The sequence below is a fragment of the Amycolatopsis sp. NPDC003676 genome (assembly GCF_053587275.1).
Genome location: NZ_JBSFNS010000012.1, coordinates 23,544 through 48,422, shown reverse-complemented (window position 1 = coordinate 48,422; position 24,879 = coordinate 23,544). Strand labels below are relative to the sequence as shown.

Genomic DNA, 24,879 nt, shown 5'->3' with positions numbered 1-24,879 from the left:
GGACGCAAAGGCAATGGGCGTGCTGGGTGCGCATCCTGGAGGGATCGAGGTTCCGCATCAGGTCCCGCCGACCCCGCAACGGTTCGTGAACCGCGCCGGGGAACTGGCCAAGGCACAGGCCCTGCTCGGCGGAGGGGACGGCCCGGGTACCCGGATCGCGGTCTTCAGCGGGTTGCCGGGCGTCGGCAAATCGTGGCTCGCCCGGCGCTATGTCGAAGAGAACCGAGGGGTGTTTCCCGGCGGGGAGCTTTACATCGACTACGGGGCCGCGGGCCAGGGAACGGAGGCGGTGAGCGACGCGTTGACGTCGTGCCTGCTCGCGCTCGGCGTCGCGAACGAGGCGATCCCGCCACGGTTGACCGACCGGGCCGCGCTGTTCCGCACGAAAACGGCCGCCGCGCCGACGCTGGTGGTGCTCGACGACGTCACCGATCCCGCTCAGGTGCTCTCTTTCGTGCCCAACTCGCCCGGCAGCGCTGTCCTGGTGACGAGCAACGCCCGGCTGACCGACCTCCGGTTCGAAGGGGCGGAGGTACTGCCGGTGCCCCCGCTGGACGACGAGTCGGCGATGCACTTGGTCCGGGAACTGTGCGGTCCGGCGGTGACCGCCGACGAGGCCGGATTGCGTCGCCTGGTCCAGGAATGCGGTGGCCTGCCAGTGGCGCTTCGCGTCGCGGTGCAGCGGTTGCTCAGCAGTCCCGGCCTCACCGTCGGTGCTCTGGCCGAGACGATCGCCGAACACGGTGACGACAAGACGACCGCGACCTTCAGAATGGGCTATGCGGAGCTTCCCGCTCCGGCGGCCCGGGCGTACCGGCTGCTCGGCGCGGTGGCCGCGCCCGCGGGCGGATTCGACCTCGACCTCGCTGCCGCCGTGCTGGACGGCACGGCCGCGGAAACCGGCCAGTCGCTGGGAATCATCGCCGAAGCCGGTCTGCTCCAGATCGAGCCGGGCGAGGTCTTCCGCTTCCACACGCTGGTTCGCCGCCATGCCGCGGACCGAGCGCTGGCCGAGGACTCCTCGGGGGAACTGACCGCGGCGGCACGGCGGCTGGTCGAGTTCCTTCGCGGGCGTGCCGCGTTCGCCGACCTCACGGTGACCGGATCCGGCCGGTACCGGAGCCCGCGGTACGCCGAGGTGCTCAAGACCGGCGAGAGTCCGTTCGGCGGAGACCGGCCCGCGGCGTTGGACTGGCTGGACACCCGGCGGCCGGCGATCGCCGCCGCGATCCGCGCGGCTTTGCGGCACAAGTGGTACGACCTGTCCGCGCAGCTGGCAGAGGCCGTGACCGCGCTTTACGCGAACCGGCGTTATCTCGTGGACTGGACTGAGACGAGCGCCGTCGGCGCACAGGCGGCGGCCTTGGCGGACAACGCCGCCGCGGAGGCCCGGTTGCGCAGTTTTTCTTCGCGCGCGTGGGTCGAGCTGGGAAGGCCGGAGCGGGCACGGTCCGAATTGGACAGTGCATTTTCCTTGCTGGACAAGGTGACCGATGTCCGCCTTCGGGCATCGGTGTGGGAAATGGACGGCCGCTACCATGAAACGCAGGGCGACTGGGAGCGAGCGCTGGCGTCGTTTCGGCGTTCTCTGGAACTGTTCGACAGCGTCGAAGACGGCCGGGGTGCGGCGTCGCTGACCTACTTCATCGGCTGCGCACAACTGGCACTCGACGACGTCCTGACCGCCGAGGAGACCCTTCTCCGTTCGCTCAGCCTGCTCGAGCAGCACGACGCCAAAATGCTCGGTCGCGCGATGCGGACGCTTGGCCGCCTCGAAACAGCGCGCGGACAGGATGCCGCGGCACGTGAGTGGTTCGCCAAGTCTGTGCGGGTGCTGCGGGACAACGGCGATCTGTTCCACGAATCGTGGACGCAGGAAGACGCGGCAGAACTTGCCGGAAGGCTCGGTGACCGTCAGGCGGAGCGGGCCGCGGTGGCGAGGATGGCGGAGATCCATGCCCGGCTCGGCAGCGACCGGGTCGCCGAATTCACCCGGCGGCTGGCGGAACTGGACGGTCGGTGACCTCGATCCGCATGCGGCATCGGTGCGGTCCGAACTCCACCGGGAACTCGGTGGCAAGCGGGGATTCCGTTCGTACCCGGGCGAAGGCGGCGGCCGCCGCGATCGTGACGGGAACGTCCGCGGTCGTCGTCAGCCACAACCGGCGGCCGTCGCGAGTCCGCGCGGCATACCGGCCGGAGCCCACGCTCGCGACGGCGAATTGGGCCGGATACGCGTCGAGGGTCTGAGCCGTCCATTCCCACGCGGATTCGGCGCCGGCCGATTCGCCGCGGCACAGTACGGAGGCGCGTTCCGCGCACCGAAGGTCGCGCACGCTCTCCTCGACCACGAGCGGCCACTCTTCCTCGCTTTGCGGGATCGGCCACAGGTCCGAATCGTGCTGGAACGCGGCCGCCGGACGACGATCGACGGAGACTCCGCCAGCGGAGGCGGGAGTGAGCCGGACGCGGAACGCGGCGGGTTCGCGATGCTTCCACGGCACCGGATCGGGGGCCCGCAGCAAGGGAGCGGATCGTTGCGGCTCGAGGGCGAGCAGGTCGTACAGAACGCGCTGGATCCGGTCCGCGGCTTCGCCGCGATGTTCGAACAGGCGCGAGGTGACCGGCTGGTACCGGGTGGCGTCGTAATTTTCGACAGCGGCGTCCACCTGCGCTCGGAGGTTTTCGCCGGGGTCGAGGTGCGGGGCCAGCTCGTGGAGCGCGGCGACCGGCGAGCCCGGGACGGTTTCCGTGGCTGGCTCGGTAAGCAGCAACGGTCTCCCGATCCCGGCGGAGTAGAGGCCGAGGCTGCCGTGGTCGGTGAGCACGAGGTCCGCGGCGACGAGCGCGGCGTGCCAGCCCGCCTCGGGCGGGAGTACCGCCGCTCCGGAGTCGAGTTCGTCGGAGAACCCGAGTTCCAGGAAACGCGTGCCGTGCTCGGCCCACACTCGCGGGTGGAGGACCAGGCACAACCGATAGCTGTCGTACGGGAGCCCCGCGAGCAGCGTGCGGAGCAAACCGGGGTGCCTGGCGATGCCCGATTCCGGGCCCCATGACGACGCGAAGACGATCAGCCGGCGGTTGTCGGCGCCCAGTCGGCGTCGATAGCGATTCCGCAGCGGCAGGCTGGCGGTCAGTTGGTCGAGCGTGCTGTCTCCGACAACCTGTGTGCGGAGCCCTTCTCCGGAGTAGGCGGCGCGAAGCTGGTTGTCTTGCTCCGAGGTGGACAACAGGATGAGGATGCGGCCGGTGGCGAGCGCGTCCGGACGAGGCAGGCCTGCCAGATGCCCGTCGGGCCACTCTTTGTTGAACCCGAAGCCGTGCGCGAAGAGCACCACCGGCCCCTTCGTGGCCGCGAAGTCGATGTTCTCGCTCGCGGTCAGCACTAGGTGGCAGTCGTCGCCGACGGCGGGGAGCGCGGTCATGGAGGTGTCCGCGACACCGTGGTCGCGGAGCAGTTCAAGAGTGCCCGCGGGTGCCTGGGACGAGCTGCTGATCGCGTAGACGTACTCGATTCGCAGGTCGTTGTGCAGCAGTTCCTGGACGTCCAGAAGGCGGGCGACGGAGTTGCGGTTGTGCCCGACGAACACGACTCGCCGCTCGGGAACGAAAGTTGTCCCGGCTCCCGGCTCCCGGCTCCCGGCTCCCGGCTCCCGGCTCCCGGCTCCCGGCTCCCGGCTCCCGGCTCCCGGCTCCCGGCTCCCGGCTCGTTCATTGTACCAGAGTGACTACTCTCCGTGTTCGACGTAGGAGGGTTTCCGCTGGACATCCGGTGTTGTCCCCCCTGTTCGTCGCACGGCGTGATCTTGGCTCAACGATAGTTCCCCCGATGTGCTCGGGTGCTGGCCGGTTCAGGACGGCTGGCTGGTGCGGCTGAAGGGGCTGCGCAGATCGATGTCGGCGCGGGCCGCGGTGAGAAAGTCCTCGACGGCGGCGGAGAACGAGGCGCGGGCGGTGTCGTATTCGGGACGTCGCCGCTGGTCGATCGCACCGCTGTGTCCCGGTTCGGTGGAGGTGCGGATGGCGGTGACGGTGTCGCGCAGTGTTTCGGCTGTGGTCACTGTCGCGGCCATCCGGTCGGTCACGTCGCGATGTGCCAGCAGCCGGGCTTCCGCGGACACCGCGCGGAGCCGTTCCACCAGCGGGTCGACCGGCTGAGGCGGGCTGTCGGGCGGGGTCGGCCAGACCGGGGCTTGGCGCAGGTCGTTGGAGGCGGCGAGGAAATCGCGGTACAGCTCGAGCAGTTGGGCGGTCCACTGGAACCGGGTCTCCCGCCGGGCTTTGCGGTAGTCCATCCAGACTGTCACGAGCAGAGTCAGCAGTACGCCGCCGAGCGCGATGAGCGGAGTCGTCCACGCTGAGGTCGAATTCATGTGCGGACGGTACCGGCCGAAAGTTTTTTCCTGAGGCATGTGCAGAACCGCCCCGCGTCTCCGACCTCTCCCCGTAAGACCCCGAAACCACGAGGAGCAAGACCATGAAGTTCCTGATCAGCCTGCACATCAACCAGTCCGTTCTCGACGCGCTCACCGAGGAGGAGAAGGAAGCCCTCGGCAACGGCGTCACCGCGTTCATGGAGTCGACGAAGAAGTCCGGCGAGCTGATCGCCGCCCAGGCGCTCGCCGACCCGTCGCAGGCCGCGGTGGTGTCGGTCCGCAACGGGCAGCCGGTGGTCACCGACGGGCCGTTTCTCGAGTCCAAGGAGTTCCTCGGCGGCTACTACATGATCGACGTCGAGAGCAAGGAGCGTGCGATCGAGCTGGCCGCGCAGATCCCGGACGCCGCGATCGAAGGCCTGGGGGTCGAGGTTCGCCAGGTGATGTTCTCGGAAGGACAATTGGAAGCGTGAACCCGCCCGCCGTCGAGGACCTGCTGCGCGAACTCGTGCCGCAGGTTCTCGGCGTGTTGGTGCGCCGGTACGGCCAGTTCGAAGGGTGCGAAGACGCGGTGCAGGAGGCCGTCCTCGCCGCTTCGCAGCAGTGGCCGGTCGAGGGCGTGCCGAACAATCCGCGCGGCTGGCTGTCGACGGTCGCGTCCCGGCGCTATGTCGACCAGTTGCGCAGCGACCAGGCGCGCCGCGAGCGGGAGTTGGCGAACGCCGTCGAGGCCGCGCCCGAGGTGCCGGACACCGACGACACGCTGCTCCTGCTGTTCCTGTGCTGCCATCCGACGCTGACCCCGGCGTCGCAGACCGCGTTGACCCTGCGCGCGGTCGGCGGACTGACCACGGCCGAGATCGCCCGCGCGTTTTTGGTACCGGAGGGCACGATGGCTGCCCGGATCAGCCGTGCCAAACAGCGGATCAAGGCGGCGGGCAGTTCGTTCCCTGGCACCGAAAGCCCGGAGCGGCTGAACGTCGTGCTGCAGGTGCTGTACCTGATTTTCAACGAGGGCTACACCGCGTCGTCCGGCAGCGACCTGCACCGCGCCGACCTGGCGTACGAGGCGATTCGCCTGGTCAGGATGGTGCACGCGCGGCTGCCGGACGACAGCGAAGTGACCGGTCTGCTCGCGTTGATGCTGCTGACTCACGCCCGCCGCACCGCCCGTACGACGGCGTCCGGTGATCTGGTCCCGCTGGCCGATCAGGACCGTTCAACCTGGGATCGCGCGATGCTCGACGAGGGCACTGAACTGGCGAAAGCGTCACTGGCCGGTTCGGAGCTCGGCCCGTATCAGCTGCAGGCCGCCATCGCCGCGACGCACGCCGACGCGGAGACGGCGGAGGAGACCAACTGGCGGCAGGTGCACGCGCTTTACCTGATCCTGGAACGGATCGCGCCCAATCCGATCGTCACGTTGAACCGCGCGATCGCGCTCGCCGAAACCGAGGGACCTGAGGCCGGGCTCGCTCTGCTGTCCACATTAGACGATGAAGAGCGGGTGGCGCGGCATCACCGGTTGCTCTCGGTGCGGGCGCATTTGCTGGAGAAAGCCGGGGATTTGCCTGGCGCGTACGAGAACTACCGGCTCGCGGCCAAGGCGACGGCGAGTATCGCGGAGAAGCGTTATCTGGAGTCCCGGGCCGCCCAGGTGCGCGAGTGAATTCTCCGCGACCGGCCTCGCGGGCGGCTCCCGAGTTCGAGTAGGTTGCGCTGCGTGTCCCGGACGTCTGCGAGCGTGCCTGACGAGGTCATGCACGTCTCGATCGTGGACCGGCTGTTCGCCCGCGAGGACGACGTACGGCCGCTGTTCACCCACCAAGAGCACACCCGAGGCGTCGAGCAGACGCTGACGTGGACGGAGTTCGCCGCGAAAGTCCGGATCGTAGCCGGGGAATTGCGCCGGGTCGCGGAACCGGGCGAGCGCGTCGCGATCCTCGCCGAGCAGGAACTCGCTTACCCGCTGGCGTTTTTCGGCGCTCTCGCCGCCGGGATGGTCGCTGTTCCGCTGATGCTGCCGGGCAATCGCGCGCAGGCTGACCGGCTCTCCGGCGTCCTCGCCGACTCCGGCGCGCGAGTGTGGGCGACGTCGTCGGCCGTGGCGGCGAAGGTGCGCGAGTTCATTGATCCTGGCGACCTCGTGGTGGTGGACGAGCTGTCCGGACCTGGCATCGACCCGGTCCGCGTCGATCCGGAAAGCCCGGCCTACCTGCAGTACACGTCGGGGTCGACGCGCGAACCGGCGGGCGCGGTGATCCCGCATCGGGCGATCGTCGCGGCGTGCTGGCAGGCCAGCCAGGCCTACGCCTCGGACGAGCAGACGACCTGCGCGGGCTGGATCCCGTTCTTCCACGACATGGGCCTGATCCAGCTGCTGTGCCTGCCTGTTTACGTCGGCGGCCGGTCGGTGTTCATGTCCCCGGCGGAGTTCGTGCACCGGCCGCAGCGGTGGCTGCGCCAGCTCTCGGATTACCCGGCCGTCTTCACCGCGGCCCCGAATTTCGCCTACGACCTCGCGGCTGACGTCGGCGCGGAGGAGGACCTCGATCTCTCGGACGTCCGGGTCGCGCTCAACGGCGCCGAGCCCGTCCGGCCGCGCACGGTCGAGCGGTTCCACGAGGTCTTCGGCCCGCGCGGGTTCCGTCCCGAGGCGCACCGTCCGTCCTACGGGCTGGCCGAGGCCACGGTGTACGTCGCGAGCGCGGGAGACGAAGGGCCGCGTGGCGCCGTGCTTGACCGGGAAGCCCTGGCCCAGGGGCGGGCCGTCGAAACGCTGGACGGCCAGCCGGTCATGTCGGTCGGAAGGCCGGTCGGGCAGCTCGTCCGGATCGTCCACGACGGACACGAGCAGCCCGAGGACGCGGTCGGCGAGATCTGGGTGCACGGCCCGAACGTCGCGTCCGGCTACTGGGGACGCGGCGACGCGGAGGCGTTCAGCGGCGTCCTCGACGGGATCGAAGGCTGGCTGCGCACCGGCGACCTTGGCGTCGTCCACCGCGGCGACCTCTACGTCACCGGCAGGCTCAAGGACCTGATCGTCGTCGACGGCCGCAACTTCCACCCGCAGGACCTCGAAGCGGCGGCGGGCGAGGCGCATCCGGCGATCCGCCGCGACCGGGTCGCCGCGTTCGGCGTCGCCGACGAACAGGGCGAGGGCGCGATGGTCGTCGCGGAATGGGCTCGCGGCGCGGAAGCCGAGGTCAAAGACGTGACCCGGGCGGTGCTGCGAGCGGTGTCGCGGGAGCACGATCTCACTCTCCGTGCGGTACACCTGGTCCCTTCTGGCGGACTTCCGCGCACTTCCAGCGGGAAGGTCGCCCGGTCCGCCGCCAAAGCGCGTTACGGTGGCGTGCGTGGGTGATCACTGCGCCGAGGTCACGAAGGTCGTCAGCGACACCTTCCGGCTCGACCCGGCCCTCGTCGTGCCCGACGCTCCGCTGGAGGAGCTCGGCATCGACTCGAAGGGCCGGATCCGGCTTCTCGCGGCGCTGGAGATCTACTACGACGTGTCGATCGATCTGGACGAGCTCGATCGGTTCACCGACGTGGAATCCGTGGCGGACGTGCTCGCGGAGGCCCTGGCAACAAGCCGAGCTGAGGAGAAGCACTGAAATGAGCGGTGGGGGCGGGTACACCGCGACAACCCAAGCGTTGTCGACGGCGTCGAAGAACATCGGCGACCTGGCGGAGAAGCTGCTTGACGACAATCCAGACCTCGAACACTCCGAGCTGACCAAGGAGAAGTTCGGCCGGGTGCACCAGGCGCACGCCGACAAGTACCTCGAGGGCGCCAAACAGCTGTGGGGCGCGCTCTCCGGCTACAGCAAGGCGCTCGAATCGTTCGGCACGAACATCAAGACCGCCGGGTCGGCCTACGGCAAGAACGAGGACACCCAGTCCGACAACATCACCAAGACCGGCAACGGCGTCGACGGGATCCTCTGATGGCGGACGAAAACAAGCCGAAGACGTGGCCGGACGTCAAGAAGCTCCTCGACAACTCGGCGGTGCCGCCGGAGCTGAAGGACGGCCTGCTCCGGGCGTGGGTGCACGAGCACCCGAATCCCCAAGGCGATGAGGGCCAGGACGTCGCGAAGTACATCAAGTCGTACGGACGGACGTTCATCCCCATCCCGAAGAATCCGTTCGCGGCGCCGGGCGGGGCCCCGCCGCTCGAGCAGGTCTACGAAGAGGCCCGGCAGAAGGGCCAGCAGGCCAGCTACAACCAGGACGAGAAGAAAAAGGCCGTCGACCAGGGCAAGGACGAGCTCGGCAAGAAGAAGCCGCCTGCCCCCGGCGAAGGCAAGGACGCCGCGGCCACCGGCACGAAGACGTCCGACGAACTCTTCGACCCCGCCGCGGCCGCGCTGCGGGTGTTCGAGACCTTCGGCGGCCTGCTCGAGAAGATCCCCGACGACTGCAAGGGGAACACGCGCAAGCTCGACCTCGACAAGGACATCCGCGGTCCGTTTGACGAACAGCGCGGGATCAGCTTCGAGAGTTTCGTCAACGACGCCATGCATTTCAAGCACGGCTCGGAAACCGTGAAGTCGACGCTGACCGAGACCGGCACCGAACTGGGCACTCTGTTCGGGACCTGGACCGGAGCTGGCGCCGACGCGGCGTCGGACAAGTACAACGAGAGCATCCAGAAGAAGGCCGCGAAGCTCGGCGACGACCTCAACCACGCCAGCGAAGCGACGCTGGCGACCACGAAGACGCTGTTCGACCTGTGCAAGGGGAAGGCCGACCAGGTCATCGCGCTGTACCGGGACCAGGTCGGCAAGGCCGACTACACGATGGCGCAGAAGGTCGTCGCGGTCGCCAACGGCGAGCACGGCAGCGTCAACGACCTGGCCCAGATCGCCGGCTGGATGGACTACAACTTCGGCACCAACCTGGTCAACACCCTCAACGACCAGGGCTGCTGCGACGACGACGAGATCCAGAGCCACGGCAAGGACCTCGCCAAGCAGTGGATCATGAACCAGTTCAACCCCGACATGTGGGACAACGTCTACAAGGGCTTCGAGAAGGCCTGCAAGGACGCCAAGGACCTCGTCGACAAGGCCTACGACACTCTCGACAAAGAGATGGGCAAGATCAAGAACAAGTTCGAGGGCACCAAGGACGGCGGTGCCGGCGGCTCGGGCGGTTCTGGTGGTCCCGGGGGTCCCGGCGGCGGCGGTCCTGGCGGTGGCGGTCAGGGGCCTGGCGGCAACAACAAGGGCAACGGTTACGGCGGCAGTCAGGGCAACGGCAACGGCAACGGCAACGGCCCGGGCGGTCCCGGCGGCGGGCATGGCGGCGGTTCCGGTGGCGGTTACGGCGGCGGGTCCGGTTCGGACACGCCGCAGGGCGACCACACCGGTGGTACTGGCGGTGGTCCCGGCGGCATCGGTGGCGGCACCGGCGGCGGATCCGGCTCGGGTGGCGGGTCCGGCAGCGGTTCTGGCTCCGGCGGGGGCGGCGGGAAGGTTCCCGACCTCGACGTCCCGTCCGATTCGCCTGGCGGTGGTCCGCTCGGCGGCGGTTCGGGCGGTGGTCCCGGCGGCGGGACCGGCGGGGGCGGTCCGGTGGACGGCCCGCCGATCAAGACCGATTCCGGCGGCGGGTCCGGCCCCGGTGGTTCGGGTCCGGGCGGTTCGGGTCCCGGTGGGTCGGGTTCGGACGGCGGACAGGACCACACCCAGTCCGACGAAGAGGCCAAGCAGCGGGCCGAACAAGAGGCCAAGCAGAAGGCCCAGGCCGAGGCCAAGCAAAAGGCCGAGGCCGCGATGGACGCGCTGAAGAAGGACTCGCAGGGCAGCCACGGCGGCGCTCCGCTCGGCGGACCCGGCGGCGGCGAACCCGGTTCGACCGGCCCCGACGGCAAGGGCCCCGACGGCAAGGGCCCGGACGACAAGAGCCCTGGCGACGACAAGAGCCCTGGCGACAAGGGCGGCGGCGGTTCCCCCGGCGGCGGCGGTCCGGTCGACGGTCCGCCGATCAAGACCGACCCCGCCGACGGCGGCCCCGGCGGCGAAGACGGCAAGCCCGGCGAGGACAAGAACCACGACGGCAAGCCCGATGACGACGGCAAGGGCCATGACGGCAAACCGGGCGAGGACAAGAACCACGACGGCAAGCCCGATGACGACGGCAAGGGTCACGACGGCAAACCGGGCGAGGACAAAAACCACGACGGCAAACCGGACGACGACGGCCGGGATGTCCTGAAGGTCAAGCAGGGCGACAAGACCTTCGAAATGTCCGAGCCGGACCACGACGGCAAGATGGACATCAAGATCGGCGAGGGTTCCGGTCCCGCCAAGGACTTCAAGATCGACTGGTCCGACGACAAGTCCGCGCACGACGGCGGGGGCGGCCAGCAGCACGGCGACGAGGTCCACCACCCCGGTCCGGACGGCAAGATCCACCTCCGCGACGGCGACACGAAGATCACCGCCGAGCGCCCGGACGGTCCGAACGGGCCCACCGTCGTCACGGTCGACGACGGCAAGGGCAACCCGACGACCTACACGCTCGGCGAGGAGGACAAGCAGCAGGGCGTGCACGAGGTCGACCACCGCCCCGAGACCGGGCGGCACCACGCTGGCGACGGCCCCGGCCAGCACGACGACGGTCCCGGCAAACACGGCGGCGAGCACAAGGGACCCGACGGCAACGGGCACGGCGGAGCTGCGCCCAGCAGCAGCCACCCGGTGCGTCCGCTGGAAGGCGGTCCGGGCCCGGAGATGTCGCACACGGGCGACCCGTTCGGCGGGCATCCGGGACGTCCGCTGGAAGGCGGACCGGGCCCGGAAATCTCGCACTTCGGCGACCCGCTCGGCGGGCACCCGGGACATCCGCTGGAAGGCGGGCCGGGTCCGGAAATCTCGCACACCGGCGGGCACCCGGCAGGCGATCCGGCGCATCCAGCGGGCGGCGGCCCGGGGAATGCGGACGTTCCGGGACACCCCGCGGGCGGTCCGGCCCAGCCGCTGCACCACGGCGTCCCGAGCGGGGCGCCGGGTCACCCGATCGAGGGCGGCCCCGGTCCGGAGATCTCGCACAGCGGCGGTCCGGGCGTGCCCGCGGGCGCCCCGAGCGCTCCGCTGCACGGCGGGCCCATGGTCGGGGTCGACAGCACGCCCATCGCCGGCACCCAAACCGGCGGTGGGTTCTCGCAGCCGGCGGGCGACCACCCCGGCGGCCAGGGCCAGCCGGGCGGCAGCGGGATGCCCGGCATGGGCGCGATGGGCGGCGGACACGGCGGCGGCGGTGGCGGCGGCGAGACCGAGCGGCGCGCGGCGTACCGGGTGGAGGGCGCGGTCTTCGACAACCTCGTCGAACCCGCCAGCCGGATCACTGGTTCACTCGACGATGACGACGACGCGCCGATCATCCGGACCAGGTAGGAGGACGCATGAGCGAAACCGCCGCGATGCAGGCCGAACTGGACGCGCTGGTCCGTGAGCAGGCTGACCGCCGCGCGCTGCGCGAGCAGAAAGCCGAGGAAGTCAAGGCGCAGTCCCAGGAGTACATGACAAAGCAGGCGCAGGCGGCCGAACGGTACGTCCAGCACCGGCGGGAGATGGGGAAGCGCAAGACCAAGTCCGGGTGGAGCACGGACCGGCCGAGCACCGAGCCGCCCTCGGCGTTCGATTCCGACGAGTTCGGCAACGAGCCCGGTTCGGCGTCCCCGTTCGCGGTGACTCCGAACCAGCCCGCCCCTCGGAGCGAGGCTCCGCGTCGTCCGGCGCGCCGCCCGCGTCCGGTGGAAGACGACGAGGACGACGACGCCTTCCTCAACAACCGTTGGCGCGATTGAGGTTCTGACCCGGGAGGGGCTTCGCGGCCCCTCCCGCCGGTCAGACCCGCACCAGCATCTTCCCGACGTTTTCTCCGCGCAGCATCCCGATGAACGCGTCCACGATGCTGGAAAACCCTTCTGTCACAGTCTCATTCACGAGCACCTGCCCGCTGCGGACGTGCGGGATCAGGAATTTCTCGAACTCCTCGCGCGCGTCGAGGTGATTGCGCACCAGAAACCCTTCGATGCGAAGGCTTTTCCCGACGACGTCGAACAGATTGTGCGGCGCGCTCGGCGGCGTGCGCAGGCTGTTGTACTGCGCGACTGAACCGCACCAAGCGACCCGGCCGCGTTCGCGCAGGACGTCGATCGCGGCGGCCAAGTGGTCCCCGCCGACGTTGTCGAAGTACACGTCGATCCCGTCCGGGGCTGCTTTCGCGAGCAGGTCGGCGACCGGACCGTCGTGGTAATTGAAGGCGGCGTCGAAACCGAGGTCACGGGTGAGGTGCTCGACCTTCGCCGCGGATCCCGCGCTGCCGACGATCCGACCCGCGCCGAGCAACCGGGCGATCTGCCCGGCCGCGCTCCCCACCGCACCGGCTGCCGCGGAAATGAAGACGTCGTCGCCGGGCCGCAGCTGCGCGATCCGGGTCAGGCCGACGTACGCGGTGAGCCCGGTCCCGCCGAGAATCCCGAGGTAGGCGCTCAGCGGAACGCCGTCCGCCGGGGTGATCGTGCGGACGTCGGCGGTGGTGAGGACGGCGTGGGTAGCCCAGCCGTGCCGGTGGAACACCGTTGTGCCGACCGGCAGCGTCGGCTCCTTCGACTCGACGACCTCGCCGATCGTGCGTCCCTCCAGACCCGCGCCGAGCTCCCAGCCGCCCCATTCCATGAACTCGCGCATGTACGGATCGACGGACAGGTACCGGTTCTCCACCAGCACCTGGCCGTCTGCGAGGCGAGGCAGCGGCTGGGTGACGAACTCGAAGTCGGCGGCACTGGGCGCGCCCTCGGGACGACGGACCTGGCGAACGGCGGTCAGTGACACGGGATCTCCTTCATGAATGGCTCTGACCAGCAATTTAGGCGCGTCGAAGCCGTGCGAGCAGACCTCCGCATCGATGGACCGCGCCAATCCATGAATCTTGCTCATGGCCAGCGCTAGGCTGGCCGCATGGATGCTGTCGACCTCACGCCGGGCGAGTTGCGACTGCTGCTCGCGGTGGAACGCACCGGCAGCTTCACCGCCGCGGCCGCCGAACTGAGTCTCACCCAGTCCGCGGTCTCGCACGCCGTCCGGACCTGCGAACGCAAGGTCGGCGCCATCCTCTTCGACCGTGGCCGAACGGGTGCCCGCCCGACCGCGGCCGGTGCCCGCGCCCTCGTGCACGCCAGGCTGATCCTGCGCCAACTCGACGTTCTCCGCGCCGAAGCCCGGGGCGCGGCAGCCGGAACCCTCACCGGACCGTTGCGCATCGCCGCTTTCCGCAGCGCGGCCGCACATCTCTTGCCCGCGGCGCTGGAACGCTTGACTGCCAAGCATTCCGGTCTGAACCCGCAGGTGCTGATCGTCCCCGAACTAGGCCGCGGCACCGCGGGCGAGGTCGCCGACGGACGTGCGGACGTCGCCATCGCCACCCTCGGCGAGGACGAAATCCCGCCGCCGGGCCTGGTCGCCGGAGAACTGTTCCGGGAGCCGTACTTCCTGGTGAACCCCGCCGCCCTGCCCGATTCGCGCGCTCTGCCGCTGCTCGACTGGCCGGAAAACTGCTCTTCTTACACGCGGTCCTGGTGGGCTCGGCAGGACTGGCTGCCTTCGGCGAAAATGGAGGTCGCCGACGACGGGGTAGTGCTTTCCATGGTGGCACAAGGGATTGGCATGGCAGTCCTGCCGAAGCTGACCCTCGCCGCCATCCCGCCGGGAGTCGCGGTCACCCCAATCGCCGACCCGCCTACCCGGCGAATCGGGTACGTGGCCACTTACGCCGGTGCCCAGTCCCTCGCGGTCCGCGAATTGGTACGCGAATTGCGGGCGGCGGCAGAGGTGCACGCAGTCAAGGAAAACGCGGTCTGATCCCTGACAAAGACCATCGTCCCCGGGAATTTGACAGTTCCGCGCGCCCGAACGGAGGTTGTGCCTCCCCGCGCGGCGGTCAGACTGGAGGCACGCGGGACTCGTGCCCGCGGCAATGGCCCGGAGCTGGTCATTGGTCGAGCCCATGCCGGTAAACCGCCTGTTCGGTGCGTGGTTGCTGCTCGTCGTTCGTTCGGCCTCCCCGGCCAGGCGGGAGCGAAGGAGGACGGATGAGATTCGACGGAAAGGCACCCGCCGCGGCAGTGGCGGTCCTCGTGGGGGCGGTGCTGTCGCTGGCCGGGTCCGCGGCGCTGGCCACCAAGGCGAGCGCGCCCGCGTGTTCGCCGGGCACCGCGGTGACCACCGACGACGGCCCAGTGTGCGGGGTCGCGAACGCGGAGATCAAGTCGTGGCAAGGGATTCGCTACGCCGCGCCGCCGGTCGGCGAGTTGCGCTGGGCGGCGCCGCAGCGGCCCGCGCACTGGACCGAGCCGTTCGCCGCGACCGAGGAGGGCAGCGAGTGCCCGCAGCCGCCCGGAACCGGTCCGGGGTCGGCCAACGAGGATTGCCTCAACCTGACCGTTCGCGTACCGGCCAACGCGGGTCCCGGTCCGCTTCCGGTCATGGTGCAGATCCACGGCGGCGGATTCCTGTTGTGGAAGCCGACGGACGCGAGCCGTCTCGTGACCGCGGGGCACGTCATCAGCGTGGAGTTCAACTACCGGCTCGGGATTTTCGGCTTCCTGGCACATGAATCGTTCGGCGCGCACGCGGGCAACTACGGACTTCAGGATCAGCAAGCCGCGCTCCGCTGGGTGCAACGCAATATCGCGAAGTTCGGCGGCGACCCGCACAACGTCACGATCTACGGTGATTCCGCGGGTGGTTCGAGCGTGTGCGCGCACACCGCTTCGCCTACGTCGGCGGGGCTGTTCAAGCGCGGCATCAGCCAAAGCGGGGAGTACAACTCGCTGCTCGGAGTCGACATCATCTGGCAAACGCAGGACTGCAAAGCAAACCTGCCCACCGAGGAACAAGCGCAGCAAAAGGGCGCGCGATTCGCCACTGCACTGGGTTGTTCCACCGCCGCCTGCTTGCGTGCGCTGCCCGCCGCGGCTGTCCTCAAACAGGCCGACCACGGGAGAAACCCGGACAACGGTACGGTCGCACCGATCGTCGACGGCAAGACGCTCCCGATGTCGCCCGCCGAGGCTTTCGCTACCGGGCACGTCAATCACGTAAGCCTGATGCACGGCGTCGACCGCGACGAAACCCAACTGCCGTTCGCTGAAACCGCGGCCGATTACGACAAATTCATGAAGCAACAGTACGGAAAGCACGCCGACGAGGTCCGCAAGACCTATCCGCTAAAGCGTTACCCCGCGCCAGCCCCGTTCCTCGCCTACCGGACCGCCGTCGCCGACTCCAACTCGGTCTGCCCCGCACTGATCAACGACGAACGACTGTCGCAGCACATCCCGGTCTTCGCCTACCAGGTCGACGACACCGACATACCGCCGCAATTCTTCGTCGACCCCGCCAAACCGAACGGCGCCTACCACGTCGCCGAATGGCAGCTGATGTTCCCGGACGGCGTCCAGCTCACGCCCAACCAGCAGGCACTCGCCGATCAGCTTCTGACGCAGTGGTCCGGCTTCGCGCGCACCGGAAATCCCACTGTGGACGGCGCTCCGCAATGGGATCCGTACACAAAGGACAATCCTGTCGTGCTGGCGCTCAACGCCGCCGGAGACAGTCAGCTCACCACGGAAATCCCGCGCCAGCACCATTGTGCGGAACTCTGGGACCCGTTGACCCCCTTCCATCACTGAGAATCCTTGCACGATCGGGCGCTTTACCCGGTCTCCAGTGGCAGCCCTGCTCGCCGCCGACAACCCTGAGTCGCGTTACCGGACAACACTTCAAACAAGGAGCAGTTTCGTGAAGCGTGTACTCGGGGGCCTCGGACTGGGGCTGGCACTGGTCTTCCTCTCCACCGCGACGGCTCAAGCCGCACCAATGGACAGCCCGGGATCGAGCCCGAGCGCCAACAGCGGCCTCGGCGGGGTCGGAGACCTGGTCGGCGGCCTGGCCGGAGGCGCGGGCACGCTCGGCTTCCTGCTGCCCTCGCCGAACGGATCCGGCGCCAACTTCGTCACCGGCCTGATGAACAACCCGGCGGGTGCGATCACCGGAACCCCGGACAGCATCCTGCCGTACGGCCTCCTCGACGGCGGCAAGCCGCAGCCGCTGCCCTCGAAGTGATCCGTGCCGGGTGCACCGATCCGTTCGGCGCACCCGGTTCGCTTGAATTCAGCAGTCCGGTAAAGGAAAACCTGGCCGGAGATCCGCGTTATCGGCTCGCCGCAACGTTTTCCGAACTCTGCTGACAGTGCGAATTCCGCCGACTACTGTTGATGGTCCGTCGGGGGACGCGCTGGTCTAGCAGGGGGCGACGTGGGTACGGCTGACACCGATCTCGCGGACAGACCGGCGCGTTCGTTCCGTGCCGCGGTATTGCTTCCGCGGTGGAAACTGTGGACCCAGCGGCCCGGTCTGATCGCCTACTGTCTCCTGATCGATACCGCGGCGGTGGCCACGACCGCGACCGCCGTCTGCACCGAACACTTCTCCGGCCGTGATCTCCTCGTCTTCTGCCTGTTGAGCGGATGCGGGCTGCTGCAGGCCGAACTGGGCCGCGAGGTCGAACGGCTTCGGCTCATCTCTGGCACTCCGCACATTAACCTGACTTCGGTGTGGAGCTTCGCCGGGGTGCTCGTGCTGCCGTCGGCTCTCGTCACGGGGCTTGTCGCGGTCCTGTACCTCTATCTGGCCACCCGAAGCCCTTACCGCGCCCGCCGTATCTCGGCGTTCCGCGTCGTATTCAACGCTGCCTTGGTCATCGTCACCTGCCAAGCCGCCGCGGCCGTCTTCTCCCGCACCGCCACCCCCAACCTCGACGACGCCCTGCACGCCGGCTGGCCCGGTTTCGGCAGCCTCGCCCTCACCGCCGCCGCGTACTTCGTCATTGCCGCCCTCATCACCGTCCCCGGGCTCGACGCCTCGGATCGCTCACTGCGCACCCTTTTCGGCGGCTGGGGCGACAATCTCCTCGAAGCCGCGACCCTCTGCCTCGGCATCCTGACCGCGCTCGCCGTCACGACCATGGCCGAGCTTGCCCTCTGCGTTCTGCCTCCGCTGCTGGTCATCCACCGCGCAGTCCTCGTGAAGCAGCTGGAAATCGCCGCGACCACCGACGAGAAGACCGGTCTCTTCAACACCACCGGCTGGCACACCCTCGCCGCCCGGGAACTTGACCGGGCGCAGCGAGCCGACTCCAGTTTCGGCGTGCTGATGGTGGATCTCGACCGTTTCAAACGGATCAACGACCAGCACGGGCACCTCAGCGGCGACGCCGTCCTGCGCGCCGTCGCCACCGCGATCACCGGCGCGGTGCGCGACTACGACTCCGTGGGCCGCTTCGGTGGCGAGGAGTTCGTGGTTTTGCTGACCGACACCCGCCAGCCAGCCGTCCGGGTCGTCGCCGAACGCGTCCGCGAAGCCATCGAGCGGCTCACCGTGGAGGTGCCCGACCTGAACGGCACGAAGACGATCGACGGGCTCTCGGCCTCGATCGGCATCGCGACCTACCCCGAGTCCGGGTCCGCCATCGATCGCCTCGTCCACGCGGCCGATCAGGCGCTCTACAACGCGAAGAACACCGGCCGCAACAAGGTCGTCAGTAGCGCCGACCTCGGCTGACCGGATTGCCCTCGCCGCGAAAATGACATACGGTTCCGCCACTGACACGTGATTCCGCAGAGGTGGCCGATGACCCCACGCGCACTGGTACTCGGGTGCGGCGGCACGCTCGGCTTCGCCTGGACCGCTGCCGCCCTCGCCGCGGTCGAGGAGCAGCTGGGCTGGGACGCGCGCGACGCCGACGTCCTGGTCGGCACGTCCGCGGGCGCGGAGATGGCGGCGTTGCTCGGCTCGGGCATCGGGGTCGGCGAGATCCTGGCCGCGCTGCGCGGGGAGCCTGCCGACGAGCGCGTGGTGCACCACCTCGCCCAGCATCCGGGCATGCTGCCGCCGTTGCCGACACCGGTTTGGCCTGGTCTCGGCCTCACCGCCGCAGCGTTGCGCGGTCGGGTCGACCTGCTGGCCGGGCTCGCCGGGGTGCTGCCGAGAGGACGTGGCGACGCCGGATGGCTGCGCGATCTCGGCACCGCGCTCGCCAACGCCGACGGCTGGGTCGATCATCCGCGGACCTGGCTCGTCGGAGCCGACATTCGCACAGGGGAGCGGGTCGCGTTCGGGAATTCGCACCGGACAGACCTCGGCACCGCCATAGCCGCATCGTGGGCCATCCCCGGATGGTTCCCGCCGGTCGCCGTCAACGGCCGCAAGTACGTCGACGGCGGCACCGTCTCGCCGACGTCCGCCGATCTCGTCCTCCCAACCGGCGTCGAGGAAGTCGTGCTCATCCCGCCGATGTCCACCTCCGGCGGCGCACGCGGCCGCGGCTTCGCCCGAGTCGAACGGCTTGCCCGGCACGCGATGACAAGACGCGTCGACGTCGAGGTCAAGCAACTCCGCGCCGCTGGTGTTCGGGTGCTCCGGATCGAACCGGGCCAGGCCGAACTGGACGTCATGGGCCCGAATTTCATGGACCTGCGCCGCCGCGCCGATGTGCTCCGCGCCTGCCGCACTCTGACCCCAGCGCGCGTCCGCGCCGCCATCGAGCAAGGAGCGACCCGATGACCTACCCCAAGATCGACCTCGACGGCGCGTCCGTCGCGATCACCGGCGGCGGTGCCGGGATCGGCCGTGCGGTCGCCAAGCTGTTCGCCGGCAAGGGCGCGCGCGTCGCGATCGGCGACCTCAACAAGGCGGCTGCCGAGGAAACCGCGGAGATGATCGGCGGCACCGCCCACCACCTCGACGTCGCCGACCGCGACTCGTTCGCGTCCTTCGCCGCCGCGGCCGAGAAAGCCCACGGACCGTTGCACGTGCTGGTGAACAACGCCGGTCTCATGCCGAACGGCGGGTTCCTCGAACTCTCCGACGCCACCGACCGGCTGCAGATCGACGTCAACCTCGGCGGCGTCCTCAACGGCCTGAAACTGGCGCTGCCGGGCATGGTCGAACGCGGTTTCGGCCACGTCGTCAACGTCGCGTCGCTGGCGGGCAAGTTCCCGGTCAAGGGGCTGGCCGTCTACAACGCCACCAAGTTCGCCGTCGTCGGGCTGAGCGCCGCGACGCGCCTGGAGTTCGCGGACGCGGGCGTCAGCATCACCGCCGTGCTGCCGTCGGCCGTCGACACCGCGCTCGCCTCGGGCCTGGACATGCGGCCGATTCCGAAGGTGCAGCCGGAAGACGTCGCCAGGGCGGTCGTCGATTCAGTGCGCAACCGCCGCGCCGAAATCGCCGTCCCCGGCTACGTCGGCGTGCTCGCCGCGGCCGCGGGAGTCACTCCCGAGCCGGTCCTCAACCGCATCCGGCGGCTGGTCCGCGACGACCGCGCGCTGCACTCGGACCGCCCGGAACGGACGGCGTACCGGGCGAATCTCGAGGCACAGCAAGGATCCCGGCGCTAGTCAGGCGACCAGGCGCAGCCAAGCCGCGGCGAGCAGCTGCGCGCTGACCTGCACCTTGAGCAGCCGTTGCCGGCTGGCCCTCGGCGAGGAACGCTTCACGACGGCGTACGAAAGCGGCTGGCACTTGCCCGCTCCGACGGCGGTATCCCGGACTGATCCCGCACGGCTGCGCCGGAACGGTTCGTTTTCCGGATAGCCGGTGTTCGGTTATGCGGCTAGACCGTTCCAGCCAGGCCCTGCACGGTGGAGTCAACTGCTCGCAACCGGCTTGAAATTCAGCGGTGCCTTCGGGGAAGCGCTTCCCCCTCGCGGCGTTGGCCACACAGACGACAGGGAGAACCCGCTGATGTCCGAAACAACCGACCGGTCGCTGCGGCCCGGCGACCTGGAAATCCGGAGCGGGGCCGTCGGCTCCCTCGTACTGGTAAGGCTGAGCGGCGCCCTGGACCTGGCCACCGCCGAGGACCTCGCCGACGTGCTCACCACGCAGCTCCGGACCGGACGCGACATCGTCCTCGACTGCACCGGCTTGGACTTCATGGCCGTCGTCGGGATGTCGCTGATGATCGAAACCCACCGCGCCGCCGTAGCCCGGCAACGAAGGCTGATCGTCGTGACCGGCGGCAACCGCGCCGTACTGCGCCCGTTGCGCCTCACCCGGGTCGACGTGCGGCTCACTCTCGTCGCCACCATCGAAGACGCGTGCGCCCAGCTGGGGATTGTGCGTTTGGCACCCGGCGCACGCGGGTAACCGGGAGTCCATGTCGATTTTCGGGCAGGTGGTGTTCGACAGCGACGACCTGGACCGCACCGAAGAATTCCTCTGCAGTTCCTACGCCCCGATGCGCATCGGCAGCGGCAGCCGGGACGCTGGCGCCCGCATCACGCGCGTCGCGTCCGAGAACGTCAGCGCCGACAAGCTCGACCTGCACTTCGACATGAGCTACGACGTCGAGCCGCTTGGCCGGATCTGCCTCTGCGACATCGAAGCCGGAACCATCGAAGACCACCAGGTCGCCGGGTGGCCCGAACCCGCCGCCTTCGCCCCCGGCGACCTCTTCGCCTTCGCCCCGCCGGACCGCCCGTACTCCGGCCGGATCTGCCGGGCGCGGTACAGCATCACCATGCTGGATCCTGCTGTCCTCACTCGTGTCGCCGGTGCCGAAAAGCCGGTGGAACTGCTCGACCACAACCCGGTTTCGGCTGTCAGTGCCCAGTATCTGCGCGCGGCCATCACTTACGTGCGGGATCAGGTCCTCTCGGCTCCGGACATCGCCGAGCACCCTTTGCTACTCAGCACAGCCACCCAACACCTCGCCGCGGCCGTACTCGCGGCTTTTCCCACGACAGCTCTGGCCGAACGCGCTGGCACCGATCTCGATGCCCATCCCCAAGCCTTGCGCCGAGCTGTTGCGTTCATCGAAGCTCACCCGGACCGCGACATCACGGCCACCGAGCTTGCCCAGGCTGCCGGTGTCTCCGCGCGGGCTGTGCAGCTTGCCTTTCGCCGCCACCTGGACACGACGCCGATGGCTTACCTGCGGCGAGTCCGTCTCGACCATGCGCGGGCTGAGTTGCGTGCTGCTGCGCCTGGGGAGACGACTGTTACGCGGGTCGCGGCGCGGTGGGGGTACACGCGGCCTAGCGCTTTCACCGCGCACTATCGGGCTGCGTACGAGGAGCTTCCCTCGCATACCCTGCACGGCGAGTTTCTCTCCGCGGCCGCAGCGGATTCCTAGGCGTGTTCCGCCGCCGGGTCAGGGGTGGTAGATCTCCTTGACCTGAGCGATCTGGTCATCACCGCTCACCAGAATCTGGGCGAGAGCCGGAGTTCCGCCGGAGAGGGTGCGGCGCAACTGGTCGGCGTCGCAGCGGAAAGTGCCGAGGCCGTCTTCGCCGACGGTGGCCTGGTTGTCGTTCTGGCACAAGGTGGCCGCGCTCCACACGATGGCCCGCTCGGCCAACGGGAGCCGGTAAGTCTTGGTGTCACCCGCGACCGGCACGTACTCACCCTGGCCCTGTGCGCGGACGAGATGGAAGGTGGCCATGTTGACGCTGGCGTCGAAGCCGGTGAACTGCACGGTCTGGGTGGTGTTCGGGAACCGGCGCGGCTGCGGTGCCGACCCCTTGCCGCTGCCGGAGGGCCGGGTCTCGATCGTGTAATCGGTGCGGCCGTCCTTGCCGCAGACGGTGCCCTGAGGGTTGGCCTGATCGCCGGATCCGGCGCAAGTCCAGCGACCGAAGATGTCGAGCACGCGGTGGCCCGGGCCCTCGCCCTTGGTCGGGATCTCCTGGTAGTACTCGTTAATCACCTTGAAGGCGTCGTTGCAGCCCGGGTTGGTGCCGCTGGTCGCGGACACGGCGATCACGTCCATCTGCGGTCCGCCGGGCGGAGTGACCTGCTTGCCTTCCAGCTTGCTGCAGTTGACGTCACCGTTCTCTTCGGTGCTGCCTTTCGCGGTGCCCTTGGTGTTGTCGGACCCTCCGGACCCGCCGGTGGCAGCACCCTGCGACTGCTGGACTGCCGCGTTGTTCACCGGAGACCCGCTGTTCCCACTGCAAGCGGAAAGAAGCGCGGTGGCGGCGATCGCCCCGCCGATCATCGCCATCTTGACCGTCTTCTTCGCGGTGAATCCCATGTCCGGCGTCCCCTTTTCGCGGCAGTTGGTGAAGCTTTGCCCGAGAAGACGCCACGTGACCGCGGAGGTTGTGCGGGACAGCCGCCACCACGCAACGCTGCCCGAAGAGACGGCCACGCACGACCGGGAAGGCACGGCTCCGGCCGGTTGAGCAACCGGGCCGCCATCTGCTGAGCGCGGCGCGGTGATCTCGGGCGTTGCCTGGCAGCAAGCCTTCCCTCGCAGTCTGGACAGCGTCGACGTCTTTCGCCCTAGAAAGTTCGGTTGTGAAGTGCGAGTGCAGGACCGGTCAGGTGGCCGGGGCCGATCAGTGGAAGGGTTCCCCGTCGGTGACGTTCGCAGCAGTGGAAAACGCAGTACCCGCAAGGAAAAACGCAGTACCCAGCAAGTGGAAAAAACCGGAAGGAAGGGGACGGGAGCATCATTGGAACGCCCGCGGCGGCCGGAAAGCGCCGCGCGGGTGCCGCAGTCCCATCGAGTTCGGAGGTGGTTCTCGGTCACGAATGAGCGATCCCCGCGCAAGCCGGCGGTATGCCGGACGCGGGTGCGAGAAGCCGGCGTTCGCGCCGGTTGACAATGGTGAAACCCAACCCTTGAGGACCCCGGGCGCCGTGCATGGCACCCGGGGTCCTTGCTGACGTGGAGGTGGAATGATCCCTGGCCAAGAAGGACCGGCCTCGCCCGGCGGGGCCGACAAGTTCGACGACGAGCACTACCCCGCCTACACCATGGGCCGGGCCGCCGACATGCTCGGCACCAGTCAAAGCTTCCTGCGCAGCCTCGACGAGGCAGGGTTGAGCAAGCCGCAACGTTCCGCCGGCGGACACCGCCGCTACACCCGGCACCAGCTGCGCCTGGCCACCCGGGTGCGGGAACTGGTGGACCAGGGCACCGCCGTGGACGCCGCCTGCCGCATCATCACCCTCGAAGACCAGCTCCACGAAGCCCAGCGCCAAAACGCGGAACTCCGCGCAAAGGACTGAATCTCCCCGCGACTCGCTCGGCACGCGACCTCGATGTCGCGTGCCGTTCGTGCGTTTCCGCCCCGCGGCGCGCATTGCCAGTGGCAGGATCACCTGGGGCAGCAAGGGGTAGCGTCTGCCTCTCCGTGGCGGGAGATGCCGAGGGGCGGAGAAACGGCGACTCAGGCATTTCTGCCCGACCCTCGACCACTGCCTCGAACCGCGCGGCCGCTCCAGGCCCGTCTGCGCGCAGCGACGCCATGCTCGCGCTGGTCAATGCAGAGTTCGAGCGGATTGGCGAGGCTGGATTACTGCTGTTGTTCTCCGTCAAGTTGAGCGAAAACGATGATGTTGTCGCGGTAGGAGCGCACGGCCCGGTCGAAGGAGCCGCCGCAGGTGATCAGCCGCAGTTCCGGTCCGGCGGTGCGGCCGTAGACCTCCTTGGTGGGGAAGCGGTCTTTGGACGCGTGGATGGTTCGGCGCACCACGAAAGTGAGCACGGAGCCGTCCGCGCGTTCGACGGTGACGCGGTCGCCCGGTGCGAGTTCGTGCAGCCGGTAGAAGATCCCGGGCTGGCTCGCGCCGTCGACATGACCGACGATCACCGCGGGTCCGGTCTGGCCGGGCGCCGGCCCCGGCTCGTACCAGCCGGCCTGCATCGGCGTGGTCACCGACGGGGTTTGCATGCGCTGGTTCGCGTCGAGGCCGAGCCTGATCAGCGACGAGTCGGCGGCCAGCTTCGGGAGGTGCACCGCGATCGGCACCACCCGGACCGTGGGGTTGTTGACCGCGACGACCGACCGGTTCGGCGGTGCGGCTGGCCGTGCGGCCGGAGCGGTGTGTGCCATCTCCGGCGCTGACGTCTTGTCCGTGGCCAGGACGAATACCAGCCCCAAGGCCGTCGCGAGCCCCACGGCCGCGGTGATCGCACCGAACGCACGACGGTGCCGAACCGGCCGTGGCGCGTGGCGCGGCCTCGGCCTGGTTAGCCATGCGCCCGAGTAGCGCCAGCCTGCGGCGGCTGCCCGCCTCAGGCCCTGGGTGACCAGCCAGATCAGCATCCAGGCGGAGCTGAAATAGAGGAGGTAGCGGAGCGCGGAATCGTCGGCCACGTCGAGTGCGCGTAGCACCAGGCAGGCCAGCGTGGCGTCGAAGAGCGCGATGAGCAGACCGGACCGGCTCGACCAGTCCTCGTCCCGGCGCAGTCGCTGACCGGCGTGATAGAGCGTCTCCCAGCCGACCCCGCCGACGATCACGAGCGACGCGACCGCCACGGCATGGCTGGCATCGGCCGGCAGGAATGCGTCCGCCAGCAGGGTCCAGGACAGGCCGGCCAGCGCGAGCGGGCCGAGCCGGGTCTGGATGCGACCGGACTGTGCCGCGTCCTTATCCGCAGTCATGACCCACTCCAGTTGGTGAAACAGGGA

General features: G+C 69.1%; 22 protein-coding genes. 17 read left to right on the top strand and 5 right to left on the bottom strand.

Features of this window, described 5'->3' with window-relative positions:
• Nucleotides 1-13 precede the first annotated feature (13 nt).
• Nucleotides 14-2,023, top strand: a complete 2,010-nt coding sequence (locus ACWDNU_RS10335; RefSeq protein WP_449668567.1) for a hypothetical protein — start codon at nt 14-16, stop codon at nt 2,021-2,023.
• On the opposite strand, the gene ACWDNU_RS10330 is transcribed toward ACWDNU_RS10335, so the two are convergent.
• Together ACWDNU_RS10330 and ACWDNU_RS10325 are read right to left on the bottom strand one after the other, a co-directional pair.
• Complete coding sequence (locus ACWDNU_RS10330; protein WP_449668566.1) at nt 1,989-3,590, bottom strand: hypothetical protein; 1,602 nt, start codon at nt 3,588-3,590, stop codon at nt 1,989-1,991. The two genes, ACWDNU_RS10335 and ACWDNU_RS10330, sit on opposite strands and share 35 nt — an antisense overlap.
• Before the next feature lie 261 nt (nt 3,591-3,851).
• Nucleotides 3,852-4,373, bottom strand: coding sequence for a hypothetical protein (locus ACWDNU_RS10325; protein WP_449668565.1), 522 nt, complete (start codon nt 4,371-4,373; stop codon nt 3,852-3,854).
• 104 nt (nt 4,374-4,477) lie between these two features.
• Here ACWDNU_RS10325 and ACWDNU_RS10320 point away from each other — a divergent pair, with 104 nt between their 5' ends.
• The 7 genes from ACWDNU_RS10320 (at nt 4,478) to ACWDNU_RS10290 (ending at nt 12,195) form a co-directional block, all read left to right on the top strand.
• A complete protein-coding gene (locus ACWDNU_RS10320; RefSeq protein WP_370932439.1) occupies nt 4,478-4,849 on the top strand; it encodes a YciI family protein in 372 nt (123 codons plus the stop codon).
• Nucleotides 4,846-6,045 (top strand): RNA polymerase sigma factor, encoded by a 1,200-nt coding sequence (locus ACWDNU_RS10315; protein WP_449668564.1) that lies wholly within the window; start codon nt 4,846-4,848, stop codon nt 6,043-6,045. The genes ACWDNU_RS10320 and ACWDNU_RS10315 overlap by 4 nt, the downstream gene beginning before the upstream one ends.
• 90 nt (nt 6,046-6,135) lie before the next feature.
• Nucleotides 6,136-7,743 (top strand): fatty acyl-AMP ligase, encoded by a 1,608-nt coding sequence (locus tag ACWDNU_RS10310; RefSeq protein ID WP_449668641.1) that lies wholly within the window; start codon nt 6,136-6,138, stop codon nt 7,741-7,743.
• The gene (locus ACWDNU_RS10305) at nt 7,736-7,993 is read left to right on the top strand and encodes an acyl carrier protein (protein ID WP_344287866.1); all 258 of its coding nucleotides are present in this window, start codon (nt 7,736-7,738) and stop codon (nt 7,991-7,993) included. Before ACWDNU_RS10310 ends, ACWDNU_RS10305 begins: the two co-directional genes overlap by 8 nt.
• 1 nt (nt 7,994) lies before the next feature.
• A complete protein-coding gene (locus tag ACWDNU_RS10300; protein ID WP_370932437.1) occupies nt 7,995-8,327 on the top strand; it encodes a hypothetical protein in 333 nt (110 codons plus the stop codon).
• The gene (locus tag ACWDNU_RS10295; RefSeq protein WP_449668563.1) at nt 8,327-11,782 is read left to right on the top strand and encodes a WXG100 family type VII secretion target; all 3,456 of its coding nucleotides are present in this window, start codon (nt 8,327-8,329) and stop codon (nt 11,780-11,782) included. The genes ACWDNU_RS10300 and ACWDNU_RS10295 overlap by 1 nt, the downstream gene beginning before the upstream one ends.
• 8 nt (nt 11,783-11,790) lie before the next feature.
• Nucleotides 11,791-12,195 (top strand): hypothetical protein, encoded by a 405-nt coding sequence (locus ACWDNU_RS10290; protein WP_354738868.1) that lies wholly within the window; start codon nt 11,791-11,793, stop codon nt 12,193-12,195.
• Nucleotides 12,196-12,235: 40 nt separating this feature from the next.
• On the opposite strand, the gene ACWDNU_RS10285 is transcribed toward ACWDNU_RS10290, so the two are convergent.
• Nucleotides 12,236-13,225: an NADP-dependent oxidoreductase gene (locus ACWDNU_RS10285; protein ID WP_449668562.1), complete on the bottom strand. Its 990-nt coding sequence runs from the start codon at nt 13,223-13,225 to the stop codon at nt 12,236-12,238.
• Nucleotides 13,226-13,351: 126 nt separating this feature from the next.
• On the opposite strand from ACWDNU_RS10285, the gene ACWDNU_RS10280 reads away from it, so the two are divergent.
• From ACWDNU_RS10280 to ACWDNU_RS10245, 8 genes are all read left to right on the top strand, one after another.
• The gene (locus ACWDNU_RS10280) at nt 13,352-14,251 is read left to right on the top strand and encodes a LysR family transcriptional regulator (protein WP_449668561.1); all 900 of its coding nucleotides are present in this window, start codon (nt 13,352-13,354) and stop codon (nt 14,249-14,251) included.
• A 230-nt stretch (nt 14,252-14,481) separates the two neighbouring features.
• Nucleotides 14,482-16,083, top strand: a complete 1,602-nt coding sequence (locus tag ACWDNU_RS10275) for a carboxylesterase/lipase family protein (protein ID WP_449668560.1) — start codon at nt 14,482-14,484, stop codon at nt 16,081-16,083.
• A 109-nt stretch (nt 16,084-16,192) separates the two neighbouring features.
• A complete protein-coding gene (locus ACWDNU_RS10270) occupies nt 16,193-16,516 on the top strand; it encodes a hypothetical protein (protein WP_449668559.1) in 324 nt (107 codons plus the stop codon).
• 192 nt (nt 16,517-16,708) lie between these two features.
• Nucleotides 16,709-18,013 (top strand): GGDEF domain-containing protein, encoded by a 1,305-nt coding sequence (locus tag ACWDNU_RS10265; RefSeq protein WP_449668558.1) that lies wholly within the window; start codon nt 16,709-16,711, stop codon nt 18,011-18,013.
• A gap of 69 nt (nt 18,014-18,082) precedes the next feature.
• Complete coding sequence (locus ACWDNU_RS10260) at nt 18,083-19,015, top strand: patatin-like phospholipase family protein (protein WP_449668557.1); 933 nt, start codon at nt 18,083-18,085, stop codon at nt 19,013-19,015.
• Entirely contained in the window at nt 19,012-19,851 is an 840-nt protein-coding gene (locus ACWDNU_RS10255) for an SDR family NAD(P)-dependent oxidoreductase (protein WP_449668556.1), read from the top strand. The genes ACWDNU_RS10260 and ACWDNU_RS10255 overlap by 4 nt, the downstream gene beginning before the upstream one ends.
• 346 nt (nt 19,852-20,197) lie before the next feature.
• Nucleotides 20,198-20,602 (top strand): STAS domain-containing protein, encoded by a 405-nt coding sequence (locus ACWDNU_RS10250; RefSeq protein WP_449668555.1) that lies wholly within the window; start codon nt 20,198-20,200, stop codon nt 20,600-20,602.
• Between the two features lie 10 nt (nt 20,603-20,612).
• The gene (locus ACWDNU_RS10245; protein WP_449668554.1) at nt 20,613-21,590 is read left to right on the top strand and encodes a helix-turn-helix transcriptional regulator; all 978 of its coding nucleotides are present in this window, start codon (nt 20,613-20,615) and stop codon (nt 21,588-21,590) included.
• Between the two features lie 18 nt (nt 21,591-21,608).
• Here ACWDNU_RS10245 and ACWDNU_RS10240 read toward each other — a convergent pair whose 3' ends face one another.
• Nucleotides 21,609-22,490: a hypothetical protein gene (locus ACWDNU_RS10240; protein ID WP_449668553.1), complete on the bottom strand. Its 882-nt coding sequence runs from the start codon at nt 22,488-22,490 to the stop codon at nt 21,609-21,611.
• Between the two features lie 650 nt (nt 22,491-23,140).
• Here ACWDNU_RS10240 and ACWDNU_RS10235 point away from each other — a divergent pair.
• Nucleotides 23,141-23,473: a MerR family transcriptional regulator gene (locus ACWDNU_RS10235; protein WP_449668552.1), complete on the top strand. Its 333-nt coding sequence runs from the start codon at nt 23,141-23,143 to the stop codon at nt 23,471-23,473.
• A gap of 287 nt (nt 23,474-23,760) precedes the next feature.
• Here ACWDNU_RS10235 and ACWDNU_RS10230 read toward each other — a convergent pair whose 3' ends face one another.
• Nucleotides 23,761-24,852: a class F sortase gene (locus tag ACWDNU_RS10230; protein WP_449668551.1), complete on the bottom strand. Its 1,092-nt coding sequence runs from the start codon at nt 24,850-24,852 to the stop codon at nt 23,761-23,763.
• Nucleotides 24,853-24,879: the final 27 nt, after the last annotated feature.

Coding starts and splice junctions, on each gene's coding strand:
- ACWDNU_RS10335 (WP_449668567.1), top strand. CDS start 14: ATGGGCGTGCTGGGTGCGCATCCTGGAGGGATCGAGGTTCCGCATCAG.
- ACWDNU_RS10325 (WP_449668565.1), bottom strand. CDS start 4,373: ATGAATTCGACCTCAGCGTGGACGACTCCGCTCATCGCGCTCGGCGGC.
- ACWDNU_RS10320 (WP_370932439.1), top strand. CDS start 4,478: ATGAAGTTCCTGATCAGCCTGCACATCAACCAGTCCGTTCTCGACGCG.
- ACWDNU_RS10310 (WP_449668641.1), top strand. CDS start 6,136: ATGCACGTCTCGATCGTGGACCGGCTGTTCGCCCGCGAGGACGACGTA.
- ACWDNU_RS10300 (WP_370932437.1), top strand. CDS start 7,995: ATGAGCGGTGGGGGCGGGTACACCGCGACAACCCAAGCGTTGTCGACG.
- ACWDNU_RS10295 (WP_449668563.1), top strand. CDS start 8,327: ATGGCGGACGAAAACAAGCCGAAGACGTGGCCGGACGTCAAGAAGCTC.
- ACWDNU_RS10290 (WP_354738868.1), top strand. CDS start 11,791: ATGAGCGAAACCGCCGCGATGCAGGCCGAACTGGACGCGCTGGTCCGT.
- ACWDNU_RS10280 (WP_449668561.1), top strand. CDS start 13,352: ATGGATGCTGTCGACCTCACGCCGGGCGAGTTGCGACTGCTGCTCGCG.
- ACWDNU_RS10275 (WP_449668560.1), top strand. CDS start 14,482: ATGAGATTCGACGGAAAGGCACCCGCCGCGGCAGTGGCGGTCCTCGTG.
- ACWDNU_RS10260 (WP_449668557.1), top strand. CDS start 18,083: ATGACCCCACGCGCACTGGTACTCGGGTGCGGCGGCACGCTCGGCTTC.
- ACWDNU_RS10255 (WP_449668556.1), top strand. CDS start 19,012: ATGACCTACCCCAAGATCGACCTCGACGGCGCGTCCGTCGCGATCACC.
- ACWDNU_RS10250 (WP_449668555.1), top strand. CDS start 20,198: ATGTCCGAAACAACCGACCGGTCGCTGCGGCCCGGCGACCTGGAAATC.
- ACWDNU_RS10245 (WP_449668554.1), top strand. CDS start 20,613: ATGTCGATTTTCGGGCAGGTGGTGTTCGACAGCGACGACCTGGACCGC.
- ACWDNU_RS10240 (WP_449668553.1), bottom strand. CDS start 22,490: ATGGGATTCACCGCGAAGAAGACGGTCAAGATGGCGATGATCGGCGGG.
- ACWDNU_RS10235 (WP_449668552.1), top strand. CDS start 23,141: ATGATCCCTGGCCAAGAAGGACCGGCCTCGCCCGGCGGGGCCGACAAG.
- ACWDNU_RS10230 (WP_449668551.1), bottom strand. CDS start 24,852: ATGACTGCGGATAAGGACGCGGCACAGTCCGGTCGCATCCAGACCCGG.